Below are 21,928 nucleotides of genomic sequence, written 5' to 3' on the forward strand. Positions count from 1 at the left end.
GCGGCGCTCGGGTCGGCGGCGCCGTCCGGGGCTCCGGCCGCGGCCCCGTCCTCCGGTCCGCCCGCCGAGCCGTCCACCGGACCGCCCGCCGTGTCGCGGGCCGGCGCGCTGAGGTGGACGCCGATCTGCTCGATCAGGCCGTGCATGTTGTGGCCGACCACGCCGACGTCCGCCTCGTCGTCCGTGACCACCGCGAGGTGCGCGCCCTCGCCCGCCGCCACGATGCACAGGATGCCGCCGTGGAACTCGGTCATCGACTGCCGGACGCCGCCGCTGCCGTCGCCGAACTCGATCGAGGCGCCGTGCGCCAGGCTCTGCAGACCGGAGGCGATCGCCGCCAGCTGGTCGGCCTGGTCGGTGCTCAGCCCGGCCGTGTGGCAGAGCTTGAGGCCGTCGGCGGAGAGAACCAGGGCGTGCCGGGTGCCGGGGGTTGCCGCCAGCAGGTTTTCCAGCAGCCAGTCGAGGTCGCGATCGGGGGCGCTGCTCATCAGGTGTCCTTCTCGGTGACGGGGGAAGCGTCGGGCGTGGTGTCGGGGTCCGTGGTCGGCGTCGGGATCCCGGTGGAGCGCTGCTCGCCCTCCACCGGACGGGCGGCTGCCCGCCGGAACGCGCCGAACCGGGCGGCGGCGGTCGCCGCGTCGGCCCGTACGGGCTTCGCGGTCCGGTCCGCCGCCGGGGTGGTGGCCAGCGTCTGCCCGCGCCGGCGCTGCGGCAGGCCGCTGTCGGTCATCCGGGCGGGCGCGGGCGGCAGGGGGGCCGCGGCGAGGGGGGCGGGTACGGGCGGGGCGGCGAGCGCGGCCGGGGCGGTGAGCGCGGTCGGTGCGGCGGGCGCCGGCGGCAGGGGCGCGGGAGCCGGGCGGGCGGGGGTGAGCACGGGGCGCGCGGACTCCACGACCGGCGCCTTCGTCCGGGCGGACGCCGGGCCGGACACGGGAACGGACACCGGGGCGGGCGCCGGAGCCTGGTGCGTGATCAGCTGCTGCGGGATCAGCATCACCACCCCGGTACCGCCGCGCGCCGACGGCCGGAAGGAGATCTGCAGCCCGTGCTTGCGCGCCAGCATGCCGACCACCGCGAGGCCCAGCCGGGTACCGGCGGAGAGCGTGGTCAGGTCCAGCGGCTCGGCGGAGACCGCCCGTTCGGCCCGGCGGAGCCAGCTGTCGCCCAGGCCGAGGCCGCTGTCCTCGACGGTGACCGCCAGCCCGGCGGGCACCTCCTCGACGTAGACGTGCACCTCGGCCGGCGGGGCCGAGAAGTTGGTGGCGTTGTCCAGCAGCTCGGCCAGCGCGTGCATGACGCCCTCGGCGGCGTACCCGGCGACCGCGGCGGAGCTGGCGTTGTGCAGCCGCACCCGCTGGTAGGCGCCGATCCGGCCGAGCGCACCGCGCAGCACCGACTCCACCGCGATCGGCTTCGCCCAACGGCGGCCCGAGCGGGCACCGGTGAGCACCGCGATGCTGTCCGCCATCCGGCCCGCCTGGGCGGTCGAGTGGTCCAGGCTCAGCAGGTCGCCGAGGACCTCCTCGTCGTGCCGGTGCTGCATCTCGCGCAGCTCCGCGTGCATGCTCGTGGCCAGCGCCTGGACCCGCCCGGCGGCCGTCGCGCACACCGCGAGCGCGGCGGCCCGCAGCCGCTCGCCGCGGCCGATCTCCTCGCCGACGGCCCGCAGCAGCGCGTACTGGGGGTGCTTGCGGTGGGCGGCCAGCGCGCTGTCCACGGCCGCGCCCGCGCGCAGCCTCTCCACCACCTCGGGCAGGACCCCCTCGGCGATCAGGTCCAGCTCGGCGCGCTCCGCCTCGGCCCGCGCCCGCTCCGCCTCCAGGCCGGCCCGCTCGGCGTCCAGCTCGGCCCGCACCCCGGCCAGCTCGGCCCGCACCGTGGCGACGTCCGCCTCGGCCCGGGCCAGCTCGGCGCGGGCGGCGTCCCGCTCGGCCTCGGCCGCGCCGGCCCGTCCCCTGGCCGCTGCCTCGGACTGCCGGGCGGAGCCCGCGACGACGAGCGCCGTCATCGCCTCCTCGTGCTTCTCCGCCACCTCCTCGGCGAGCCGGCGGGAGCGCTCGGCGCCGATCGCCGCCAGACCGACGGCGATCAGCCAGAGGACGGCGACGGCGCCCACGGCGAGGGCGGTGAGCGGCTGGTTCGCGTCCAGGGCCCGGCTGACACCGACCGGTGCGGCGGCCAGTGCCAGCAGGACGGCGGCCGCCGTCAGGGCGACGGTGCGCGGCGCGGGCCGTCGGCTCGGCCGGCCGTCGGGGCTGGTGGCTTCTCTCATCGGTGCGGTCCTCGGCAACGTCGGCGGGCGGCGGGCGGCGGCACGGCGGCGGGTCGGCGACTCTCGCGACCGCCGACAGCTGGTCGGGCGCATGCCAGACCGCCCGGGGACGCGACGAAACGTCTCCGGGCGGCTGATCGGTTCACGCTTTCGGCCGATCATATCGATTCAGACATTGGCCTCAAGTGGCCAGTTGACGGGCAGTCTCCTTCATCCACGTCCCGTACACCGATTGGCGACGCAACCGCCGCACCGCCGAGTGGCCGGGTTCACACCCGCACGTTCACAGCCGATGGGCCACACCCGACGGTTCACAGCCGAACCGTCGTGCCATCGGTTCACGGCCGAATCCTCGTGCCCGAACGTTCACGGCCGAATCCTCGTGCCCGAACGTTCACGCCCGAACGGTTCAGCCCAGCGTCCGCTCGACCGCCCGCCGGACGGCCCCCGGGTCCAGCCCGTGATCGAGGAGCACCCGCACCGCCGGCCCCTCCCCCTCCCCCTCCCGGAGCACACCCAGCAGCAGGTGCCCCACGCCGATCTCCCCCGACTTCAGCCGCAGCGACTCCCGCAGCGACAGCTCCAGGGCCTTCTTCGCCCGGGCCGTGAACGGGCTGCGCCCGACGGAGGAACCGCCTGAGCGGAGCCAGCCCCGGCGCTTCGGCTCCTCCTCGGGCCGGACGTCCAGGGCCCCCTCCCCGAACGCCGACTCGACCGCTTCCCGCACCGCGTCCAGGTCGACCCCGATCGCCGCCAGGGCGGCGGCGTCGTCCCCCGGCCCGACCAGTCGGCGCACCGCCCGCCGCGCGGTCTCGTGGTCCAGGCCCGCCTCGACCAGGACGGCGGCCGCCGGGTCCTCCGGCACGCCGAGGATCGCCAGCAGCAGGTGCTCCGTCCCGATGTAGCCGTGCCGCAGTTCCCGCGCCTCCTGCTGCGCACCGGTCACCACCCGCCGGGCCCGTTCGGTGAAACGCTCGAACATCGCTCAACCTCCGTCCTGGTCGCCACCGGCGCCGCGCTTCGCGTACTTCTTGTGCACCGCTTGCCTGGTCACCCCGAGGCAGACCGCGATGTCCTGCCAGGACCAGCCCTGCGACCGGGCGTTGCCCACCTGCAGGGCCTCCAGCCGGTCCGCCAGGTCACGCAGGGCGCGGACCGACCGGAGCCCCACCGCAGGGTCACGACTGCTCGCCGCGGCCGCGAGTTCTCCGCTCTCGCTCATGCTGTCAACTTTGGTTGACAGCCACGACGATGTCAACCCCGGTTGACAAAACCCCGGCGTCAGCGCTGCCCGAACCTCCGCTCCAGCGCCTCCTCGAAGGTCCCCCGGCCCACCGCTCGCCCCGGCGCCAACAGCCCGCCCCCGCGCAGCCCCCGGCCCCCCGCCCCCGGAATCCACAACGGCAGCAGCACCCGCCGCTTGCCCGCCGCCCGCAGGTACGCCCCGGCCAGCTCCCGGTACGACCGCACCTGCGGCCCGCCCACCTCCGGCGCGAACCCGACGGGCTCCTCCCCCACCAGCCCGGCCACCGCCGCGGCCACCTCCCGGACGTCCACCGGCTGGAACCGCACCCCGTCGAGCACCGGGAACACCGGCAGCCGCACCCCGGCGTCGAAGAACCTCAGCAACAGGTCGTGGAACTGCGTGGCCCGCAGCACCGACCACCCCAGCCCCGACTCCCGCACCACCGACTCACAGGCCAGCTTCGCCCCGTAGTACGCGATCGGCACCCGGTCGATCCCCACGATCGACACGTACACCAGGTGCCGGACCCCCGCCTCCCGCGCCCGCGCCACCAGCGTCCGCACCCCGGCCACGTCCGCCTTCTTCTGCGTGGTCGCGCAGTCCACCACCACCTCGACCCCGGCCATCGCCTCCGCGATCCCCGCCCCGGTCACCAGGTCCCCGACCACCCACTCGACCCCGTCACCCCCGCCCCGCACCCGCCGGCTCAACCCCCGCACCGCCACCCCGCGCGCCACCAGCAGCCGCACCACCTCCCGCCCCAACGTCCCCGTCGCCCCGGTCACCAGCACCGTCCCGTTCACCACGCCACTCCTCCCGTCGACTGCCCTTCCCCCTACAGACCGACCACGGCCCCGATCCGTGACATCGACGACATCGACGGCCCGGAAGAACGGAGGAGAACGCGAAAAGGCGGGGCGAGGACGTGAAGTCCTCGCCCCGCCTCAGGGATTCACCTCAGCGGGTGAAACCGGGGTCGAACGCGATCAGCTGCAGCCGCTGGTGGAGCCGCAGCCCTCGCAGAGGTAGCAGCTGCCGGCTCGGCGCATCTTGGTGCCGCAGGAGAAGCAGAGCGGGGCGTCGGCGTTGAGGCCGAGCTGGATCTCCATCAGCTCCGTGGAGTTGTGGGCCTGCTTCGGGGCGGCCGGCTTGGGCGCCTCGACGGCCGGGGCCGGCTTGGCGGCGACCACCGGGGCGGACTGGGCGAGCGACTCGGTGTCGAGCTCCTCGGCCTCCAGCGGCTCGTACGAGCCCGTCTCCAGGTGGCGCTGGCGCTCCTCGACGGAGTGGATGCCGAGCGCCGAGCGGGTCTCGAACGGCAGGAAGTCCAGGGCCAGGCGGCGGAAGATGTAGTCGACGATCGACTGTGCCATCCGCACGTCCGGGTCGTCGGTCAGACCGGCCGGCTCGAAGCGCATGTTGGTGAACTTCGAGACGTAGGTCTCCAGCGGCACGCCGTACTGCAGGCCGACCGAGACGGCGATGGAGAAGGCGTCCATCATGCCCGCGAGGGTCGAGCCCTGCTTGGACATCTTCAGGAAGACCTCGCCGAGGCCGTCGTCCGGGTAGGAGTTGGCGGTCATGTAGCCCTCGGCGCCACCGACCGTGAAGGAGGTGGTGATGCCCGGACGGCCCTTGGGCAGGCGCTTGCGGACCGGGCGGTACTCGACGACCTTCTCGACCGCGACGGGGGCCTCGGCCTGCTCGGCCTTGGCCTCGGAGTCCTTCTTCTTGGCCGAGAGCGGCTGGCCGACCTTCGAGTTTTCGCGGTAGATCGCGAGCGCCTTGACGCCCATCTTCCACGCCTCGAAGTAGATCTCCTCGACGTCCTCGACGGTCGCGGCGGCCGGCATGTTCACGGTCTTGGAGATGGCGCCGGAGATCCACGGCTGGATCGCGGCCATCATCCGCACGTGGCCCATCGGGGAGATGGTGCGCTCGCCCATCGCGCAGTCGAACACCTCGTAGTGCTCGGACTTCAGGCCCGGGGCGTCCACCACGTTGCCGTGCTCGGCGATGTGGGCGACGACCGCCTCGATCTGCTCGTCCTGGTAGCCGAGGCGCTTGAGGGCGCGCGGGACGGTGCCGTTGACGATCTGCATGGAGCCGCCGCCGACGAGCTTCTTGAACTTGACCAGGGCGAGGTCGGGCTCGACGCCGGTGGTGTCGCAGTCCATCATCAGGCCGATGGTGCCGGTCGGGGCGAGCACGGAGGCCTGGGCGTTGCGGAAGCCGTTCTGCGCGCCGACGCGCACGACGTCCTGCCAGGTCTTGTTGGCGGCCAGCCAGACCGGGGCGTCCAGCTCGTCGACCGAGACGGCGTCGAGCGAGGCGTCCGCGTGCTGCTTCATGACCTGCTGGTGGGCGGCCGCGTTGCGGGCGTAGCCGTCGTACGGGCCCACCACGCCGGCGAGTTCGGCGCCGCGGCGGTAGGCGGTGCCGGTCATCAGCGAGGTGATGGCGCCGGCCAGGGCGCGGCCGCCCTCGCTGTCGTAGGCGTGGCCGGTGGCCATCAGCAGGGCGCCGAGGTTGGCGTAGCCGATGCCGAGCTGGCGGTAGGCGCGGGTGGTCTCGCCGATCTTCTCGGTGGGGAAGTCGGCGAAGCAGATGGAGATGTCCATCGCGGTGATGACCAGCTCGACGACCTTGGCGAAGCGCTCGGCGTCGAACGAGTCGTCGTCGCGGAGGAACTTCATCAGGTTGAGCGAGGCGAGGTTGCAGCTGGAGTTGTCCAGGTGCATGTACTCGGAGCAGGGGTTGGACGCGTTGATGCGGCCGGACTCCGGGCAGGTGTGCCAGTGGTTGATCGTGGAGTCGTACTGGATGCCGGGGTCGGCGCAGGCCCAGGCGGCCTCGGCCATCTTGCGGAACAGCTTCTTCGCGTCGACGGTCTCGATGACCTCGCCGGTCATCCGGGCGCGCAGGCCGAATTCGGTGCCGTTCTCGACGGCAGTCATGAATTCGTCGGAGACGCGGACGGAGTTGTTGGCGTTCTGGTACTGGACGGAGGTGATGTCGTCCCCGCCGAGGTCCATGTCGAAGCCCGCGTCGCGGAGGGCGCGGATCTTCTCCTCCTCCTTCACCTTGGTCTCGATGAAGGCCTCGACGTCCGGGTGGTCGACGTCGAGGACGACCATCTTGGCGGCGCGGCGGGTGGCGCCGCCGGACTTGATGGTGCCGGCCGAGGCGTCGGCGCCGCGCATGAAGGAGACCGGGCCGGAGGCGTTGCCGCCGGAGGACAGCAGTTCCTTGGAGGAGCGGATCCGGGAGAGGTTGAGGCCGGCGCCGGAGCCGCCCTTGAAGATCATGCCCTCTTCCTTGTACCAGTCGAGGATCGACTCCATGGAGTCGTCGACGGACAGGATGAAGCAGGCGCTGACCTGCTGGGGCTGCTTGGTGCCGACGTTGAACCAGACCGGCGAGTTGAAGCTGAACACCTGGTGGAGGAGGGCGTGCGTCAGCTCGTGCTCGAAGATCTCGGCGTCGTCCTTGGTGGCGAAGTAGCCGTGCTTCTCGCCGGCGGCGCGGTAGGTGAGCACCACGCGGTCGATGATCTGCTTGAGGCTCCACTCGCGCTGCGGGGTGCCGACGGCGCCGCGGAAGTACTTGGACGTGACGATGTTGACGGCGTTGACCGACCAGAAGTCGGGGAACTCGACACCGCGCTGCTCGAAGTTGATCGAGCCGTCGCGCCAGTTGGTCATGACGACGTCACGACGCTCCCAGCGGACCTCGTCGTACGGGTGCACGCCGGGAGTGGTGTAGATGCGCTCCGCCCGGAGACCGCCCTTCGGGGCCTTGGCGCCCTTGGCGACGGCCTTCTCGGACTTCGACCCGCGTGCGGAACCGCTCGTGGTGTCTGTCACTTCTCGCTCCTCCTCCTGGGCAAACGCCCGTAGTGCCCTGAAAAGTCCGGGCACCGCTGGTTCGTTCTTCCGGTGTGCGGGCAGGCGGAGACCCTGCCTGTTTTCGCACGGTTTGTAGTGTTCTGCGCGCCGTTTCCGGGCGCGCCGGGGCCCCGTGGGGCCGTTGTGGTGCGGCTGGACCCCGCGGCGGGGGCCGGTGCGCCGGCGCCTCCTAGGGCGCGGCGGCGGGGACGGAGACGCAGGCGTCGTCCGTCTCCGGGGTGAGGGGCCGCTCGGCGCGGAGTTCCGCGATGGCGACCTCGAAGTCTTCCAGTCCGTCGTAGGCCTGGTACACGCTGGCGAAGCGCAGGTAGGCGACCACGTCGAGTTCCTTGAGCGGGCCCAGTATGGCCAGGCCCACGTCGTGGGTGGTCAGCTCGGCGCTGCCGCTGGCCCGCACGCACTCCTCGACCCGCTGGCCGAGCTGGGCGAGCGCGTCCTCGGTGACCGGTCGGCCCTGGCAGGCCTTGCGGACGCCGGTGATGACCTTCTGCCGGGAGAACGGCTCGGTGACGCCGCTGCGCTTGATGACCATCAGCGCGGCCGTTTCCACGGTGGTGAAGCGGCGGCCGCAGTCCGGGCACTGCCGGCGGCGGCGGATACAGCTGCCGTCCTCGGTGGTCCGGCTGTCGACAACGCGGCTGTCGGAGTGCCGGCAGAAGGGGCAGTGCACCTGGGGATCCCTCCCTGGCAGATCGTGCGGACCTCTTGAGTCTATGCGATGTGCCCCCGGCCTCGGCAAGCTGATCATGCGCGGCAACCACTAGTACTGGGCACGGAGAGGACTGTAGCCACTACATCTAGGTCTCCGGGGGAGGTGACACCCCTGGCGTGTCGGCGCCGATTAGACTGCCCGGGTCGGGTTCCGGTCGAACATTTACTCGATGTACAACAAAGCCTTGATCGAGTCAGCCAAGTCCCGAATAATTCACTCGAACGTGTGTTTGGCGCAACCTTTCGATAGGAGGTGCGTTGGGCTGGAAAAGGGAGAGGACAGCCGTCGAGAGGGGCCGCCGTGAACACGATCGAAAGCAACACCATCCCGGTGCAGGAACACTCCCAGTTCAAGGTGGGGCAGCGCACCACGAATCAGCAGAGCGTGGACATCAGCATGGACCGCAGCGAAGACCACCGCCTCTCCGGTACGGCCCTTTCCGGCTCGAACCGGGTGCCCGACCAGCCGATCGAACACTCCGCCACCATGGATGACTCCCACCCCTCGCCCGCCCGGGCGATGCCCGGCCGCCCCCCCGGCATCCGGACCGACGAGGCCGGGCTCACCGAGCGCCAGCGCCGGGTGATCGAGGTCATCCGGGACTCCGTCCAGCGCCGGGGCTACCCGCCGTCCATGCGCGAGATCGGCCAGGCCGTCGGCCTGTCCAGCACCTCCTCGGTCGCGCACCAGCTGATGGCCCTGGAGCGCAAGGGCTTCCTGCGCCGGGACCCGCACCGTCCGCGCGCCTACGAGGTCCGCGGCGTCGAGGTGGCCCGTCCCAACACCGCCGAGACGGCCGGGCGCCCGTCCACCTCGTACGTGCCGCTGGTGGGCCGGATCGCCGCCGGCGGGCCGATCCTGGCCGAGCAGACGGTCGAGGACGTCTTCCCGCTGCCCCGCCAACTGGTCGGCGAGGGCGAGCTGTTCGCGCTCACCGTGCGCGGCGACTCGATGATCGAGGCGGCCATCTGCGACGGCGACTGGGTCACCGTGCGCCGCCAGCCGGTCGCCGAGAACGGCGACATCGTGGCCGCGATGATCGACGGCGAGGCCACCGTCAAGCGGCTCAAGCGCGAGGACGGCCGGATCTGGCTGATGCCGCACAACCCGGCGTACGAGCCGATCAACGGCGACAACGCGACCATCCTGGGCAAGGTCGTCGCGGTCCTGCGCCGCCTCTGAACAGCGCCCGCGGTCCGCTGCCCCCACAGGGGCCACGGTGGTCCCGCGGGACCACCCAGGTCCACCCACAGGCACCACCCACGCACCATGACACCGGGAAGGGGCTCACCGCTCACGCGGCGAGCCCCTCCGGCGTTCCTCCGGCGTTCCTCCGTCGCCCCGGGGCCGCCTCAGCCCCGCTTCGCCACCGGCCGCACCGGCGCCGCCGAGGCGTCGATCGCCGCCAGCGAGCGGCGCACCTGGTTGCGGTCCGTGGTGTACCAGAACTCGGGCATCGAGGAGCGGAAGAAGCTCCCGTACCGCTTGGTCTCCACCCGCGGGTCGAGCACCGCGACCACCCCGCGGTCGTCCGCCGCGCGCACCAGCCGGCCCGCGCCCTGCGCCATCAGCAGCGCCGCGTGCGTCGCGGCGACCGCCATGAAGCCGTTCCCGCCGCGCTGTTCGACGTCCCGCTGGCGGGCGCTCATCAGCGGGTCGTCCGGCCGGGGGAACGGGATGCGGTCCATCACGACCAGCTGGCAGGCCGAGCCGGGCACGTCCACGCCCTGCCAGAGCGAGAGCGTGCCGAACAGGCAGGTGGTGGCGTCCGAGGCGAACTCCCGGATCAACTCGCCCAGGGTGTCCTCCCCCTGGAGCAGGATCCGGTGGTCCAGCCGCTCGCGCATCGCCTCGGCGGCGGTCTGGGCGCCGCGCATCGAGGAGAACAGGCCCAGCGTCCGGCCGCCGGCCGCGTCGATCAGCTCGGCCAACTCGTCGAGCATGTCCGGCCGTTCGGGGTCTCGCCCGGGGTCGGCCAGGTGCTTGGCGACGTACAGGATGCCCTGCTTGGGGTACTTGAAGGGCGAGCCGACGTCGATCCCGCGCCAGTGCGGCACGGCGTCCTCGCCGAAGCCGGGGCCGGGCTCCGGGTTGTCCCCCTCCGTGCGGGCGTCCGGCAGCCTGGTCTCGGAGGGCAGGCCGACCGAGGCGGCGACGCCGTTGAAGTCCCCGCCGAGCTTGAGCGTGGCCGAGGTGAGGACGACCGAGCGCTCCTTGTACAGGCCCTCGCGCAGCAGCCCGGAGACGCTCAGCGGGGCGACCCGCAGGGAGGCGGTGCCCAGTCCGTAGCGGTCGCTGCGCTCGATCCAGACCACGTCGTACTCGGAGCCCTCCAGCAGCCGTTCGGCGGTCTCGTGCAGCGTCTCGGCCGAGGCCATCGCCTGCTTGCGGACGGCGTCCTCGTCGCTGAGCCCCTTGTCCCTGGTCTCCCCGAGCGAGGTGATCACCTGGCGGGCGGCGTCCCGGATCGCGGTGACCGCGTAGGCCAGGTACTCGGGCAGTTCCTCGACCCGGCCGGGCTGGGCGGTCTCCATCAGGCCGTGGTAGTTCTCGGCGGCGGCCTGGAGGAGGTCCACGGCCTTCTCGTTGGCGAGCCGGGCGGCCCGCTTCACGGCCCGGTTGACGGCGCCGACGGTGAGCTCGGCGGTGGCCGCGCCGGTGACCCGGTTGACCAGCTCGTGGGCCTCGTCGACGATCAGCAGCCCGTGCTCGGGCAGCACCGGCGCGCCCTCGATCGCGTCGATGGCGAGCATCGCGTGGTTGGTGACCACGACGTCCGCGAGCTTGGCGCGCTCCCGCGCCTTCTCGGCGAAGCACTCCTGCCCGTAAGCGCAGCGGGTGGCGCCCAGGCACTCCTTGGAGGTGACCGAGAGCTGGGCCCAGGCCTTGTCGGAGACGCCGGGGCTCATGTCGTCCCGGTCGCCGGTGTCGGTCTCGTCGGCCCAGTCGCGCAGCCGCAGCACGTCCTGCCCGAGTTTGCCGGTGGGCCCGCCGAGCGCGTCCACCGGGTCGAACAGGCCCTCGCCCTCCTCGCTCGGGGTGCCCTCGTTGGCCCGGTGCAGGCAGAGGTAGTTGGAGCGGCCCTTGAGCATCGCGAACAGCGGGCGGCGGCGCAGCACCGGGTGCAGCGCGTCCACGGTGCGCGGCAGGTCGCGCTCCACCAGCTGGCGTTGCAGGGCCAGGGTGGCGGTGGCGACCACCACGCGGTCCCCGTGGGCGAGCGCGGGCACCAGGTAGGCCAGGGACTTCCCGGTGCCGGTGCCGGCCTGGACGAGCAGGTGCTCGCCGTGGTCGACGGCGTCGGCGACGGCCTCGGCCATCCGGACCTGGCCGGGGCGCTCGACGCCGCCGACGGCCGCCACCGCGGCGTGCAGCAGTTCGGGGATCCGCGAGCGCGGGACGGCGACGGCTTCCTCGGCCTCGTCGCCGAGGTCCACCGCCCGCTGGGATTCGGAGTCGTGGGATTCGGAGTCGTTCGTCATGACCCTCCCACCCTACGGGGCGGGGGTGACAATCCGGTCCCGTCGCGCGGGAAGCCGCACGTCCACGGCCACCAGGGCGTTCGGTACGGTCCCGAACCGGGCGGCGTGCGGGCGGTGCGGGCGGTCCTGGTAGCCGTCGAGGAGCAGCCGGTTGCGGTTGAGGCAGAGCCGGTCGATCCGGGGCCGGAAGAGGTCGAACAGCTCGAAGCGCTCGCGCAGCTCGGGGAAGCGGTCCTGGTGGCGGAGGACCTCGGCGCGCAGCAGGGCCCAGAACTCGGTCTCGGGCAGTCCGGTCTGCGCCTCCAGCAGCGGGGCGAGGAAGCGGAAGACGCCGATGAACAGCCCGGAGTGGATGAACTGGCAGAGCCCCTGGGCGCCGTCCCGCAGCAGCACGTCGGCGACCTCGGCGGGCACCTCGCTCAGCTCGGGCAGGTCGGCGTTGCTGAGGTTGACGTCGTCGACGAAGTCCTTGACCGCGAGCCGGCTCGGGGCGTCGCGCCGGTCGAAGACCACGATGGCGTTCTCGCCGTGCGGGGAGAAGACCAGCCCGTAGCGGTAGAGGAAGTGCAGCAGCGGGGGCAGCATCGCGGCGAACAGCCGGCCGGTCCACTCGGCCGGGGTGAGGCCGGAGCGGGCGATCAGTTCGGCGGCGAGCGCCCGCCCGTCGGAGCCGGTCTGCAGCAGGGCGGCGAGGGTGCGGGCGCGTTCGTCGTCGTCCAGGAAGGGGCCGAGCGGTTCGCGCCAGATCGCGCCGAGCAGCTCCTTGTACTGGTAGGGGGCCTCGGGCATCTCCCGGTAGAGCGGGTGGTCGACGGTGACGGAGGCGATCTCGCCGAGCAGGATCACCCGGCACTCGTCGCGCAGGAAGGGGTCGGCGTCGCGCAGGCCGAGCAGCCAGGCGGTGACGGCGGGCGCGGCGAGGGTGCGTTCGGTGGGCAGGCCGCGCCAGACCAGGGTGTTGAGGATGGACAGCGGCAGCTTGACGGTGCAGCGTTCGGGGCGGGCGGTGTTGAAGAAGGAGCGGATGGACTGCTGGGGCAGTCGTGGGTCGCCGTCGGTGGGGAGCGGGACGATCTCGCCGGAGGCGATCCAGGGCGCGAACAGCGGCAGGACCGTCTCGTCCCACTGCCAGGGGTGGACGGGCAGCAGCAGGTAGTCGTCGGCGTCCGGGCCGAGCGCGGCGCGCAGCGCGTCCACGTCGTCCAGCTCGCGGGCGTACAGCTGCTCGGGCCGTTCCAGGCCGGGCACGCCGCGGTACTCGGCGAGCCGGCGGTGGACGGCGATCCAGGGCAGCGGGCGCGGGCTGCGGGCCTCCGGGGCCCAGCGGGCGGCGTCGGCGGCGGAGAAGCCGATCCGGCCCTTGTTGGGGACGATCCAGGGGTGGCCGCCCTGCCGTCCCTCCAGCGCGGCGTGGTCGAGGTCGGCGAGTTCGGCGGCGGTGAGGGCGGTGGCGAGCTGGCGGGCGTCGGCGGTGAGGGTGGCGGAGAGCTCGCGGATCAGGTGGGCGGTGGTCTCGCCGCGCATCCCGAGGGTCTGCCGGGCGTACGGGAGGAAGCGCAGCGGGTCCAGGCCGTCCGGTGCGGAGCAGTGGATCGACTCCGGGTCGACCTGCCAGCCGTCGTAGGCGCCGCGCCGGGCGGTGAAGCGGTACTCGGCCTCGGGGAGCTTCAGCAGGTACTCGCCGTCGAGGGCGCCGGGGACGGGCTTGAGCAGTTCCTCGTAGGCGAACTCGCCGAGCATCTTGGCCAGCAGGGCCCGGCCGGCCCGCTGCCAGTGCCCGGTGGTGAGGTGCGGGGGCAGGTAGAGCGGCGGTTCAGCGGCCGGCTGTTGCGGCACGGGTCAGCTCCTGGGGGCGAGGGAGGACGGGGGTCCGGTCGAGGGGGGCGGGGGCGGGCGGTGCGAAGCCGGTCCAGGCGGTGCGCTCGGGCAGCCGGTGGACGGTCCGGCCGGTGACGGCGTTGAGGATCACGGCGGCCCGGTGGGCGCCGAGCCCGAGGTCGGGGGTGCCGACGCCGTGGGTGTGCAGTTCGGCGTTCTGGACGTAGAGGCCGCCGGTGAGCCCGGGCCGGGTGGCGACCCGGTGGTCGAGGTCGACCCGGTAGCGGCCGGCCTCGTCCCAGTCGATCAGGTCGGCGAGCGGTTCGAGTGCGGCCGGCCGGGCGGCCCGGTAGCCGGTGGCGAGCACCACGGCGTCGGTGCGCAGGACGTGCTCGGCGCCGGAGTCGGTGTGCCGGCAGTGCAGTTCGAGGCCGCCGCAGGGGCCGGGGCGGGTCCCGGTGACGGCCGTGCCGGGGGTGATCTCGACCGGGGCGGTGTCGATCGGGCGGCCGATGGTGCGCTCGTAGAGGTGGTCGTGGATCTCGGCGAGGGTCTCGGCGCTGGCGGCCTTGTGCAGTTGCCACTGGGCGGTGACCAGGGCGTCCCGGACCGGGCCGGGCAGGCCGTGGAAGTAGCGGGTGTAGTCGGGGGTGAAGTGCTCCAGGCCGAGCTTGGAGTACTCCATGGGGGCGAGCGCCCGGGTGCGGGTGAGCCAGCGCAGCCGGACGCCGTCGCCCTCGTGGCGGCGGAGCAGGTCGAGGAAGACCTCGGCGCCGGACTGGCCGCTGCCGACCACGGTGATGTCCCGGGCGTCGGCCAGGCCGGCCCGGCGCTCCAGGTAGTCGGCGGAGTGGAAGGACCGCGGGTGGCCGGCCAGGCCGGCGAAGGCCTCGGGCAGCACCGGCCGGGTGCCGACGCCGAGGGCGAGGTTGCGGGCCCGTACGGTGGACCGCCGGCCGGTCGCGGTGTCGGTCAACTCGACCCGGTAGCAGGGCTCTTCGCCCGGTACGGCGTCCCAGTGCAGGGCGGTGACCTCGGTGCCGAAGCGGCAGTTGGCCAGCCGCTCGGCGGCCCAGCGGCAGTAGTGGTCGTACTCGCGGCGCGGCAGCTGGAAGCGCTCGGCGAAGTAGAACGGGAACAGCCGGTCCTGTTCGCGCAGGTAGTTGAGGAAGGACCACCGGTTGGTCGGGTCCACCAGGGAGACCAGGTCGGCGAGGAACGGCACCTGCATCCTGGCCCCGTCCACCAGCATCCCGTGGTGCCAGCGGAACTCCGGGCGCTGGTCGCAGAAGAGCGTGCGCAGGCCGGGAACGGGCTCGGCGAGCGCGGCGAGCGAGAGGTTGAACGGACCGATGCCGACGCCGAGCAGGTCGTACGGCGGCGGCGGTGCGGGGGTGTCCACGGGGTGTCCTAGGCGGGGTCGGGGCCGGGGCCGGGGTCGGACGGGCCGGGGTGAGCCGGACCGAGGTGAGACGGGCCCGGGCCGGGGGCGCGCGGCCGCACCATCAGGGCGGCGCGCTTGTCGGGCAGGTCGAGTTCGGCGGCCGCCCGGAACCCGGCCCGTTCGAAGGCCCGGACCGAGCGCCGGTTGCGGACGTCCGGTTCGGCGACGACCCGCTGGCAGGACGGGCGGCGGCGCAGGATCCGCTCCGCGAGGGCGGCCAGCAGGACGGCGCCCAGTCCCCGGCCGCGGCTGGCGGCCGGGCCGAGCAGCAGGTGGACGCCGGTGTCGTGCGGCCGGGCGGGGTAGTGCGCGGCCAGCGGGTCGAGGTCGGCGCGGTAGACCTCCCAGTAGCTGACCGGCTCGCCGTCGAGCAGGCCGAGGCAGGGAACGCTGCGGCCGTCGCCGTCCAGCTGGGCCCGGACGTGCCGCCCGGTGACCTCCGGCGGTCCGGCGAGCTCCCAGAAGGCGGCGACCTCGGGGTCGTTCATCCATCCGGCGAGCAGGTCCAGGTCGGCCGGCAGCCGGACCGGGCTGAGCCGGAACTCGCCGGCCGGGGTGGGGATCGCGCCCCACCCGGGCAGGTCGTCCAGCATCAGCCGCCCGCCACCGGGTTGGGGATGTCCACGTAGACGGACTGGCTGGCGACCGGGCCGACCAGCTCGTCCATGCCGTTGATCCGGGTGAGCAGGTTGGCCTTGCAGGGCAGCGTGGGCGCCTCCAGCAGCAGCCCGGGCAGCGCCGAGCCGGTGGCGGCGGCCCGCGGCCCGGCGAGGAAGCGGCGCAGCGCGGCCAGCAGCACCGGCTCCTCGGCCAGCCCCTGGGAGCCGAGGGCGCCGATCAGGCCGAGCACGTGGTTGATGCCGAGGTAGTAGGCGAAGTGGTGGTCGATCACCGGGTCCGGCAGGAAGGTGTCGCTGTCGGCGCCGAGCCCGGGCAGCCGGGCGGTGAGCCGCTCGGTGGCGCTCTCCCGGTAGTAGTAGCCCTGGTTGTCGCGGTAGCGGCCGCCGCTCGGCCAGCCGTCCTCGTCGAGCAGGACGAGGCTGTTCTGCTGGTGCGCCTCCAGGGCGATGCCGCCCCGGCCGTCCAGCCAGAGGATGGGCAGCACGACGGCGTCCAGGTAGCGCAGGAACCATTCGGCGGCGACGGTCGGCAGCGGGCGGCCGCTGCGCGCAGCGAGCGCCCGCAGGATGTCGCCGAGCCGGGACGGCACGGTGTCGCCGGTGCCGAGCGGCTGTTCGGCGACCAGCCCGGCGACGCACAGCGCGCGCTCGGCGGGCGCGAAGGGCTGGGCGCGCAGCACGGTGTCCAGGCCGCCCGGGTCGCCGAGGGTCGGATGGTCGACGCCGATCCAGGCCGGGTCGCGGACGATGTCGAAGCCGGGGTGGGCGGCCCGCCACTCGGCGGCCAGCCCGCTCTCCAGCAGCCGGTGCATCTCCAGGCCGCGGTGGAGTTCCTTGCGGAGGTTCTCCCGGCGGGAGTTGGTGATCCGCAGGCCCAGCGAGAGCTTGAGCATCCAGGGGGTGCCGGGCCGGTAGACGGTGCGCACCGAGGAGGTGGGGTGCCAGGGCTCGCCGGCCGGGCCGAGGTCGTGCAGCAGCCCGTCGGCGAGCAGCGCGGCGACGGCCGGGCGGTGGGCGAGTTCGCGGGCCTGCCAGGGGTGCAGCGGCAGGGCGGCGGTGCCGGGCGGCAGGGCGAGGCGGCCGTCGAGCAGGCCGGCGGTGAGCTGTTCGGCGCTCTCGGCGACGGCGGAGCCGGCGGCGAGCAGTTCCCGGTCCACGGCGTACCAGTGGAGTTGGAAGGAGCCGTGCAGTTCGGGCGAGTAGGCGACGCTCTGGGCCGGGCCGAGGCCGTCGCGGCTCTTCGGGGTGGGGTGCAGCGGGTGGCCGAGCAGCAGGGACTGTTCGGCGGCGAGGAAGTGGGAGCGTTCCGGGCCGCCGGGCTCGGCGGCGGTCCGGCGGTGGGCGAGGATCTCAGCGGTGCGGACGACCGAGTCGGCGACCCGGGCCGCGAGGTCGGCGACCTGCCCGGGGTCGGGGCGGTCGGCGGCCGCGGCGGCGAGCAGCGCGGCGGCGGTGACGGCGTCCACCGGGGCGGCGGCCCCCTCTCCCGCCGCCCCGCCCTCGCCGACCGCGAGGGTGGCCGGGCCGAAGCGGTGCCAGCCGCCGGGCGACCAGTAGCGCACCGGGGCGGTGAGCCGCGCGGCGCCGCCGAGGACGGCGATCCGCAGTCGGCCGTCGGGGCCCGGCCGGGCCCCGGTCTCCCGGGCCCAGCAGCGCAACAGGGCTTCCAGGGCGGCCTGTTCGGCGGCCACGGCGGGATCGGGGTGCAGCAGCGGGTCCGGCTCGGGCCGCCCCTGGCCGCCCGCCTCCGGGTGCTCGGGCCGCTGCGCCGACGCTCTCCCCCGGCCTTCGACCGGGGGTGCCCCCACCGTTCGCTCCTCGCTCGTCGCTTGCGGTGTCCGCTCGCCCTTGGACGCCCGAGGGGGCTCCGTCGGCTGCGGCGGTTCGGGCGGGGCTCCGGTGAGGGCGGTGCTCAAGGCTGCTCCTTGGGGCGCGTGGGGGTGCGGACGCGCTCTGCGGTGGAGGGGGCGGCGGGCGCTCGCACCGTCGCGTCAGGTAAGGGTTACCTATCCCTGAGGGGTGATCACAAGGACCGCTCACTCGTCCGGGTGAGAATCGGGGATTGTCCGCCACCCGGGCGAAAGGGCCTGCTGTGCCAACGAGCCGACCGGGCCCGCGTCACGGATCGGAGTCCTCCGGCCCGCGCCGCAACCCGGGGGGCGGGCACGGCCGTCCTCATCCCCGATGGAAGACTCCAGGACGGCGGGCCGCCGCGGCACGGACCGGCACGGACCGGCCGGACACGGACGAGCCGTCAGCGACCGGACGCGCACCGCCGACCGGGCGCCGAGCACCGAGCACCAAGCACCGAGCACCCACAGAGCGACAACAGCGCACCGAGCACCGAGCACCGACAGAAACCACAGACCGACCGAGCACAGGGGGAAACGCACAGATGCCTACGATCCACCGGTCAGCCCTGGCCGCCGCCGCGGTCGCGGGAACCCTGCTCGCCGTGAGCGCCTGCGGGCCGGACGGCCCGGCGGGCGACGGCGGGGGCAGCGCCGCGCCGCCGCCCTCCTCGGCCGCGGCAAGCGGCGGCGCGGGCGGAGGCGGCGTGATCGGCGGGATCACCCTGCCGTCCGGCCTGCCGTCCGGTCTGCTGGAGGGCCTGCCGAAGACCTGGGACGACCTGAAGAAGTGGAAGTTCGAGGACTGGGACACCTGGGCGTCCAAGCACGTCTTCAACAACCCGGTGGTGAAGGACTTCTGGGACCCGGACAAGATGGGCGACTCCAAGCCCGCCGACCCGGCCCCGCCCGCCAGCAAGCCCTCGCCGGCCACCCCCAAGCCCGGTGACGACGGGGTGACCGACCCGGAGCCCGCGGTGGTCAACGCCGTGGCGGTGCCCCGCCCGTACACCAAGCAGCCCTCCGGCAAGGTGTTCTTCTCCGCCAAGGGCGGCCGCGGCAACTGCTCGGCGACGGTGATCGCCGACCCGCAGCACCCCGGCAGGAGCAACCTGGTCTGGACGGCCGGCCACTGCGTGCACGAGGGCAAGGGCGGGAACTTCTACAAGGACCTGGTCTTCGTGCCCGCCTACAACAACTCGGGTGCCTCCAGCGGCGGCAAGCGCGCCCCACTGTCCGAGCTGGCCCCGCTCGGCACCTGGTGGGCCGACCAGGTCACCACCTCGCCGCAGTGGATGGTCGAGGGCGGCGGCACCGGGGACGCCGCCAACCAGTACGACTTCGCCGTCATGCGCGTGCACAACCAGAACGACACCGGCAAGTCCCTGGAGGAGACGGTCGGTTCGGCCGTCCCGGTGTGGTTCGACGCCCCGCGCGACAAGCTGAACGTGTCGGCCACCGGCTACCCGCTGCTCAAGCCGTTCGACGGCCAGGAGCTGTACAAGTGCGACGGCGGCAAGCCGACCCGGCTCTCCTTCGACGCCAAGCGCCCCACGATGCTCACCATCGGCTGCAACATGACCCAGGGCTCCAGCGGCGGCGGCTGGTTCGCCACCATGCCCGACGGGAGGACCGCCCTGGTCAGCAACACCTCGATCGGGACCCAGGACCACACCTCGCTCAGCGGCCCCTACCTGGAGGCGGTCGCCAAGCAGGCCCTGGACTGGATCTCCAGGAAGCAGTGATCCGCCACCGGGGGGCGGTACGGGAACACCAGCACAGCACGGGGGACGATGGAGCATGCCGAGAACCACCAACCGGGGGCGCCGGGCCGGGACGGCCGGCGCCGCGCTGCTCGCCGTGACCGCCCTCGCCGCGGCCGGCTGCGGCCCGGACGGCCCCGCCAGGCCCGCCACCCCGCCCCCCGCCCTGCCCAAGTCCGCACCGACCAGCCTGGGCGACCTGACGGGCTGGAAGCTGGAGGAGTGGACCAAGTACGTCGCGGAGAGCGGGTTCGCCAACGAGGCGGCCCCGGGCGCCTGGACGACCGCCCGGATGGACGCCGCCAAGCCCCGGCCCACCCCGGAGTACTCGCTCACCGCCACGGCGGCCCCCGGTGTCGAGCGGGACGCCCCGCCCGCCGCCGTGCCCGCCCAGCCGCAGCCGCACCCGTACGGGCAGGCCACCGCGGTGGTCGGCCGGCTCTTCATGACCACGCCGCAGGGCGACGCGGCCTGCTCCGCCACCGTGGTCTCCGACCCGGTCAACCCCGGCCGCAGCAACCTGGTCTACACCGCCGCGCACTGCCTGCACGACGGCAAGGGCGGCGGCTGGCTGAAGAACCTGGTCTTCGTGCCCGGCTTCAACCGGGACGGCCGGGCGACCCGCGGCAAGCCGTACCCCGACGCGCTGGCCGCCCCGTACGGCCGGTGGACGGCGGTGCGCGCGCTGGTGTCGCCGACCTGGCTCCAGGAGAGCGGCGTGGGCGCCCACAACCAGTTCGACTACGGGGTCCTGCGGGTGCGCGCCGAGAACGACTCCGGCAAGTCCCTGGAGGAGACGGTCGGCGGCTCGGTCCCGGTCTGGTTCGACGCCCCGCGCGACCAGATCACCTCGGTCGCCGCCTACGGCTACCCCGCCGAGCGGCCCTTCGACGGCACGGAACTGGAGCACTGCGACTCCCCGGCGCCGCCCGTCCGGCTCTCCTTCGACCGGACCCGCCCGCCGATGTACGTGCTCGGCTGCACCATGACCGCCGGTTCGAGCGGCGGCGGCTGGTTCATCACCAAGGACGGCAAGCCCAACCTGATCAGCGTCGGCGCGATCGGCAACCGCAACCCGGCCGGCTACCAGGCCGGGCCCTCCCTGCAGGAGCAGGCGAAGCAGGCCTTCGACTTCTTCGCCAAGAACGTCCGCTGACCTCCCGGGCACCGACCGCGATCGCCGACCCGCGCGCGCCAGGGCCCCCGCAACGCGGCCTCCGCGCGCCCGGCACGCGCAAGGGCCCCCGGACCGTGCGGTCCGGGGGCCCTTCCGTGCGGTCGCGCCTCAGCCGTGCAGGGCCACCGCGAAGTGCTCCAGCTCGGCGGCCAGCTCGGCCGGCACCTTGGCGTGCAGCAGCGTGCCCTCGCCGGTGTGCTCGGTGGCGATCAGCTCGCCCTCCGCGTGCACCCGGGAGACCAGCGCGCCCTGGGTGTAGGGCACCAGGGCCCGCACCTCGACGGCCGGTCGCGGCAGCTCGTCGTCGATGAGCGTCAGCAGCTCCTCGATGCCGGCGCCGCTGCGGGCCGACACCACGATGGCGTGCGGCTCGCGGCGCAGCAGCCGCTGCAGCACGTGCGGGTCGGCGGCGTCGGCCTTGTTGATCACCACGATCTCCGGCACGTTCTGCGCGTCGACCGAGACGATGACCTCGCGGACGGCGGCCAGCTGCGTCTCCGGCTCGGGGTGCGAGCCGTCGACCACGTGCAGGATGAGGTCCGCGTCGGCGACCTCCTCCATGGTCGAGCGGAAGGCCTCGACCAGGTGGTGCGGCAGGTGCCGGACGAAGCCGACCGTGTCGGCCAGGGTGTAGACCCGCCCGCTCGGGGTCTGGGCCCGGCGCACGGTCGGGTCCAGGGTGGCGAACAGCGAGTTCTCCACCAGCACGCCCGCGCCGGTGAGCCGGTTGAGCAGGGAGGACTTGCCGGCGTTGGTGTAGCCGGCGATGGCCACCGACGGCACCTGGTGGCGCCGGCGCTCCTGGCGCTTGGTGTCGCGGCCCTTCTTCATGTCCGCGATCTCCCGGCGCAGCTTCGCCATCTTCTCGCGGATCCGGCGCCGGTCGGTCTCGATCTTGGTCTCACCGGGACCACGGGTGGCCATGCCGCCGCCGGACGAGCCGGAGCCGCCACCACCCATCTGCCGGGACAGCGACTGACCCCAGCCTCGCAGCCGCGGCAGCATGTACTGCATCTGCGCGAGCGAGACCTGCGCCTTGCCCTCACGGGACTTGGCGTGCTGGGCGAAGATGTCCAGGATCAGGGCCGTCCGGTCGACGACCTTGACCTTGACCACGTCTTCCAGGTGGATCAGCTGGCCGGGGGTGAGCTCACCGTCGCAGACCACGGTGTCGGCGCCGGTGGAGGCGACGATGTCGCGCAGCTCCTTCGCCTTGCCGGAGCCGATGTAGGTGGCCGCGTCGGGCTTGTCGCGGCGCTGGATCACGCCGTCCAGCACCTGGGAGCCGGCGGTCTCGGCGAGCGCGGCGAGCTCCGCCATGGAGTTCTCCGCCTCCTCCAGCGTGCCGTCGGTCCAGACGCCGACGAGCACCACGCGCTCCAGGCGGAGCTGGCGGTACTCGACCTCGGTGACGTCTTCGAGTTCGGTGGAGAGGCCGGCGACCCGTCGCAGGGCGGCGCGCTCGCTGCGGTCGTACTGGTCGCCGTCGTAGTGGTGGCCGTGGTCCTCGTCGATGGCCGCGAGGTCCTCGTCCATGAGGGCTTCCGCCCGCAGACCGTCGATGCGGCGCGTGGCGTCGGCGTGGTCGCGGGTGTCGAACGTGGAGGTCATTCTGTCCTTTGGCTCGCTGGTGAGG

The 21,928-nt window shown here is 73.5% G+C and carries 15 protein-coding genes and 2 pseudogenes; 3 read left to right on the top strand and 14 right to left on the bottom strand.

Annotated elements, in window-relative coordinates; all coding sequences use genetic code 11:
• Nucleotides 1-83: 83 nt before the first annotated feature.
• From ACYP53_RS02465 to nrdR, 8 genes and pseudogenes are all read right to left on the bottom strand, one after another.
• Nucleotides 84-488 (bottom strand): annotated as a pseudogene (locus ACYP53_RS02465) (roadblock/LC7 domain-containing protein); the annotation flags it as partial.
• A complete protein-coding gene (locus ACYP53_RS02470; protein WP_459646533.1) occupies nucleotides 488-2,272 on the bottom strand; it encodes a sensor histidine kinase in 1,785 nt (594 codons plus the stop codon). The gene ACYP53_RS02470 and the pseudogene ACYP53_RS02465, both read right to left, overlap by 1 nt.
• A 409-nt stretch (nucleotides 2,273-2,681) precedes the next feature.
• Nucleotides 2,682-3,173 (bottom strand): Clp protease N-terminal domain-containing protein, encoded by a 492-nt coding sequence (locus ACYP53_RS02475; protein ID WP_459647945.1) that lies wholly within the window; start codon nucleotides 3,171-3,173, stop codon nucleotides 2,682-2,684.
• Nucleotides 3,149-3,254, bottom strand: a pseudogene (locus tag ACYP53_RS02480) (Clp protease N-terminal domain-containing protein); the annotation flags it as partial. The gene ACYP53_RS02475 and the pseudogene ACYP53_RS02480, both read right to left, overlap by 25 nt.
• A 3-nt stretch (nucleotides 3,255-3,257) precedes the next feature.
• Nucleotides 3,258-3,494: an RNA polymerase subunit sigma-70 gene (locus ACYP53_RS02485; protein WP_189922329.1), complete on the bottom strand. Its 237-nt coding sequence runs from the start codon at nucleotides 3,492-3,494 to the stop codon at nucleotides 3,258-3,260.
• Between the two features lie 59 nt (nucleotides 3,495-3,553).
• A complete protein-coding gene (locus ACYP53_RS02490; protein ID WP_459646534.1) occupies nucleotides 3,554-4,324 on the bottom strand; it encodes an SDR family oxidoreductase in 771 nt (256 codons plus the stop codon).
• A 180-nt stretch (nucleotides 4,325-4,504) separates the two neighbouring features.
• The gene (locus ACYP53_RS02495; protein WP_459646535.1) at nucleotides 4,505-7,384 is read right to left on the bottom strand and encodes a vitamin B12-dependent ribonucleotide reductase; all 2,880 of its coding nucleotides are present in this window, start codon (nucleotides 7,382-7,384) and stop codon (nucleotides 4,505-4,507) included.
• A 211-nt stretch (nucleotides 7,385-7,595) separates the two neighbouring features.
• Nucleotides 7,596-8,096 carry a transcriptional regulator NrdR gene (gene nrdR, locus ACYP53_RS02500; protein WP_189922323.1) on the bottom strand — a complete coding sequence of 167 codons (501 nt, stop codon included), beginning with the start codon at nucleotides 8,094-8,096 and terminating at the stop codon, nucleotides 7,596-7,598.
• Between the two features lie 528 nt (nucleotides 8,097-8,624).
• On the opposite strand from nrdR, the gene lexA reads away from it, so the two are divergent.
• Nucleotides 8,625-9,320: a transcriptional repressor LexA gene (gene lexA, locus ACYP53_RS02505; RefSeq protein ID WP_189922451.1), complete on the top strand. Its 696-nt coding sequence runs from the start codon at nucleotides 8,625-8,627 to the stop codon at nucleotides 9,318-9,320.
• A gap of 170 nt (nucleotides 9,321-9,490) precedes the next feature.
• Here lexA and ACYP53_RS02510 read toward each other — a convergent pair whose 3' ends face one another.
• Genes ACYP53_RS02510 through ACYP53_RS02530 form a run of 5 tightly spaced genes read right to left on the bottom strand, consistent with a single transcriptional unit; the run spans nucleotide 9,491 to nucleotide 17,310 of the window.
• The gene (locus tag ACYP53_RS02510) at nucleotides 9,491-11,620 is read right to left on the bottom strand and encodes an ATP-dependent DNA helicase (protein ID WP_189922321.1); all 2,130 of its coding nucleotides are present in this window, start codon (nucleotides 11,618-11,620) and stop codon (nucleotides 9,491-9,493) included.
• Nucleotides 11,621-11,632: 12 nt separating this feature from the next.
• Nucleotides 11,633-13,456 (bottom strand): IucA/IucC family protein, encoded by a 1,824-nt coding sequence (locus tag ACYP53_RS02515; RefSeq protein ID WP_459646536.1) that lies wholly within the window; start codon nucleotides 13,454-13,456, stop codon nucleotides 11,633-11,635.
• Nucleotides 13,434-14,840 (bottom strand): lysine N(6)-hydroxylase/L-ornithine N(5)-oxygenase family protein, encoded by a 1,407-nt coding sequence (locus tag ACYP53_RS02520; RefSeq protein WP_459646537.1) that lies wholly within the window; start codon nucleotides 14,838-14,840, stop codon nucleotides 13,434-13,436. Before ACYP53_RS02520 ends, ACYP53_RS02515 begins: the two co-directional genes overlap by 23 nt.
• 8 nt (nucleotides 14,841-14,848) lie before the next feature.
• Entirely contained in the window at nucleotides 14,849-15,583 is a 735-nt protein-coding gene (locus ACYP53_RS02525; protein ID WP_229929030.1) for a GNAT family N-acetyltransferase, read from the bottom strand.
• Nucleotides 15,475-17,310, bottom strand: a complete 1,836-nt coding sequence (locus ACYP53_RS02530) for an IucA/IucC family protein (RefSeq protein WP_459646538.1) — start codon at nucleotides 17,308-17,310, stop codon at nucleotides 15,475-15,477. The genes ACYP53_RS02525 and ACYP53_RS02530 overlap by 109 nt, the downstream gene beginning before the upstream one ends.
• A gap of 587 nt (nucleotides 17,311-17,897) precedes the next feature.
• On the opposite strand from ACYP53_RS02530, the gene ACYP53_RS02535 reads away from it, so the two are divergent.
• Both ACYP53_RS02535 and ACYP53_RS02540 read left to right on the top strand, forming a co-directional pair.
• Nucleotides 17,898-19,097 carry a trypsin-like serine peptidase gene (locus ACYP53_RS02535; RefSeq protein WP_459646539.1) on the top strand — a complete coding sequence of 400 codons (1,200 nt, stop codon included), beginning with the start codon at nucleotides 17,898-17,900 and terminating at the stop codon, nucleotides 19,095-19,097.
• 55 nt (nucleotides 19,098-19,152) lie between these two features.
• Nucleotides 19,153-20,271, top strand: coding sequence for a trypsin-like serine peptidase (locus tag ACYP53_RS02540; RefSeq protein ID WP_459646540.1), 1,119 nt, complete (start codon nucleotides 19,153-19,155; stop codon nucleotides 20,269-20,271).
• Between the two features lie 129 nt (nucleotides 20,272-20,400).
• Here the strand turns inward: ACYP53_RS02540 and hflX are convergent, their stop codons facing one another.
• On the bottom strand, nucleotides 20,401-21,903 hold the full coding sequence (hflX, locus tag ACYP53_RS02545; RefSeq protein ID WP_459646541.1) for a GTPase HflX: 1,503 nt from the start codon (nucleotides 21,901-21,903) through the stop codon (nucleotides 20,401-20,403).
• Nucleotides 21,904-21,928: the final 25 nt, after the last annotated feature.

This window comes from Kitasatospora sp. Ki12 (assembly GCF_054601375.1).

Bases quoted from the DNA above. Each gene is read 5' to 3' on its own strand.
- ACYP53_RS02470 (WP_459646533.1), bottom strand. From the start codon at position 2,272: ATGAGAGAAGCCACCAGCCCCGACGGCCGGCCGAGCCGACGGCCCGCG.
- lexA (WP_189922451.1), top strand. From the start codon at position 8,625: ATGGATGACTCCCACCCCTCGCCCGCCCGGGCGATGCCCGGCCGCCCC.
- ACYP53_RS02540 (WP_459646540.1), top strand. From the start codon at position 19,153: ATGCCGAGAACCACCAACCGGGGGCGCCGGGCCGGGACGGCCGGCGCC.
- ACYP53_RS02485 (WP_189922329.1), bottom strand. From the start codon at position 3,494: ATGAGCGAGAGCGGAGAACTCGCGGCCGCGGCGAGCAGTCGTGACCCT.
- ACYP53_RS02510 (WP_189922321.1), bottom strand. From the start codon at position 11,620: ATGACGAACGACTCCGAATCCCACGACTCCGAATCCCAGCGGGCGGTG.
- ACYP53_RS02535 (WP_459646539.1), top strand. From the start codon at position 17,898: ATGCCTACGATCCACCGGTCAGCCCTGGCCGCCGCCGCGGTCGCGGGA.
- hflX (WP_459646541.1), bottom strand. From the start codon at position 21,903: ATGACCTCCACGTTCGACACCCGCGACCACGCCGACGCCACGCGCCGC.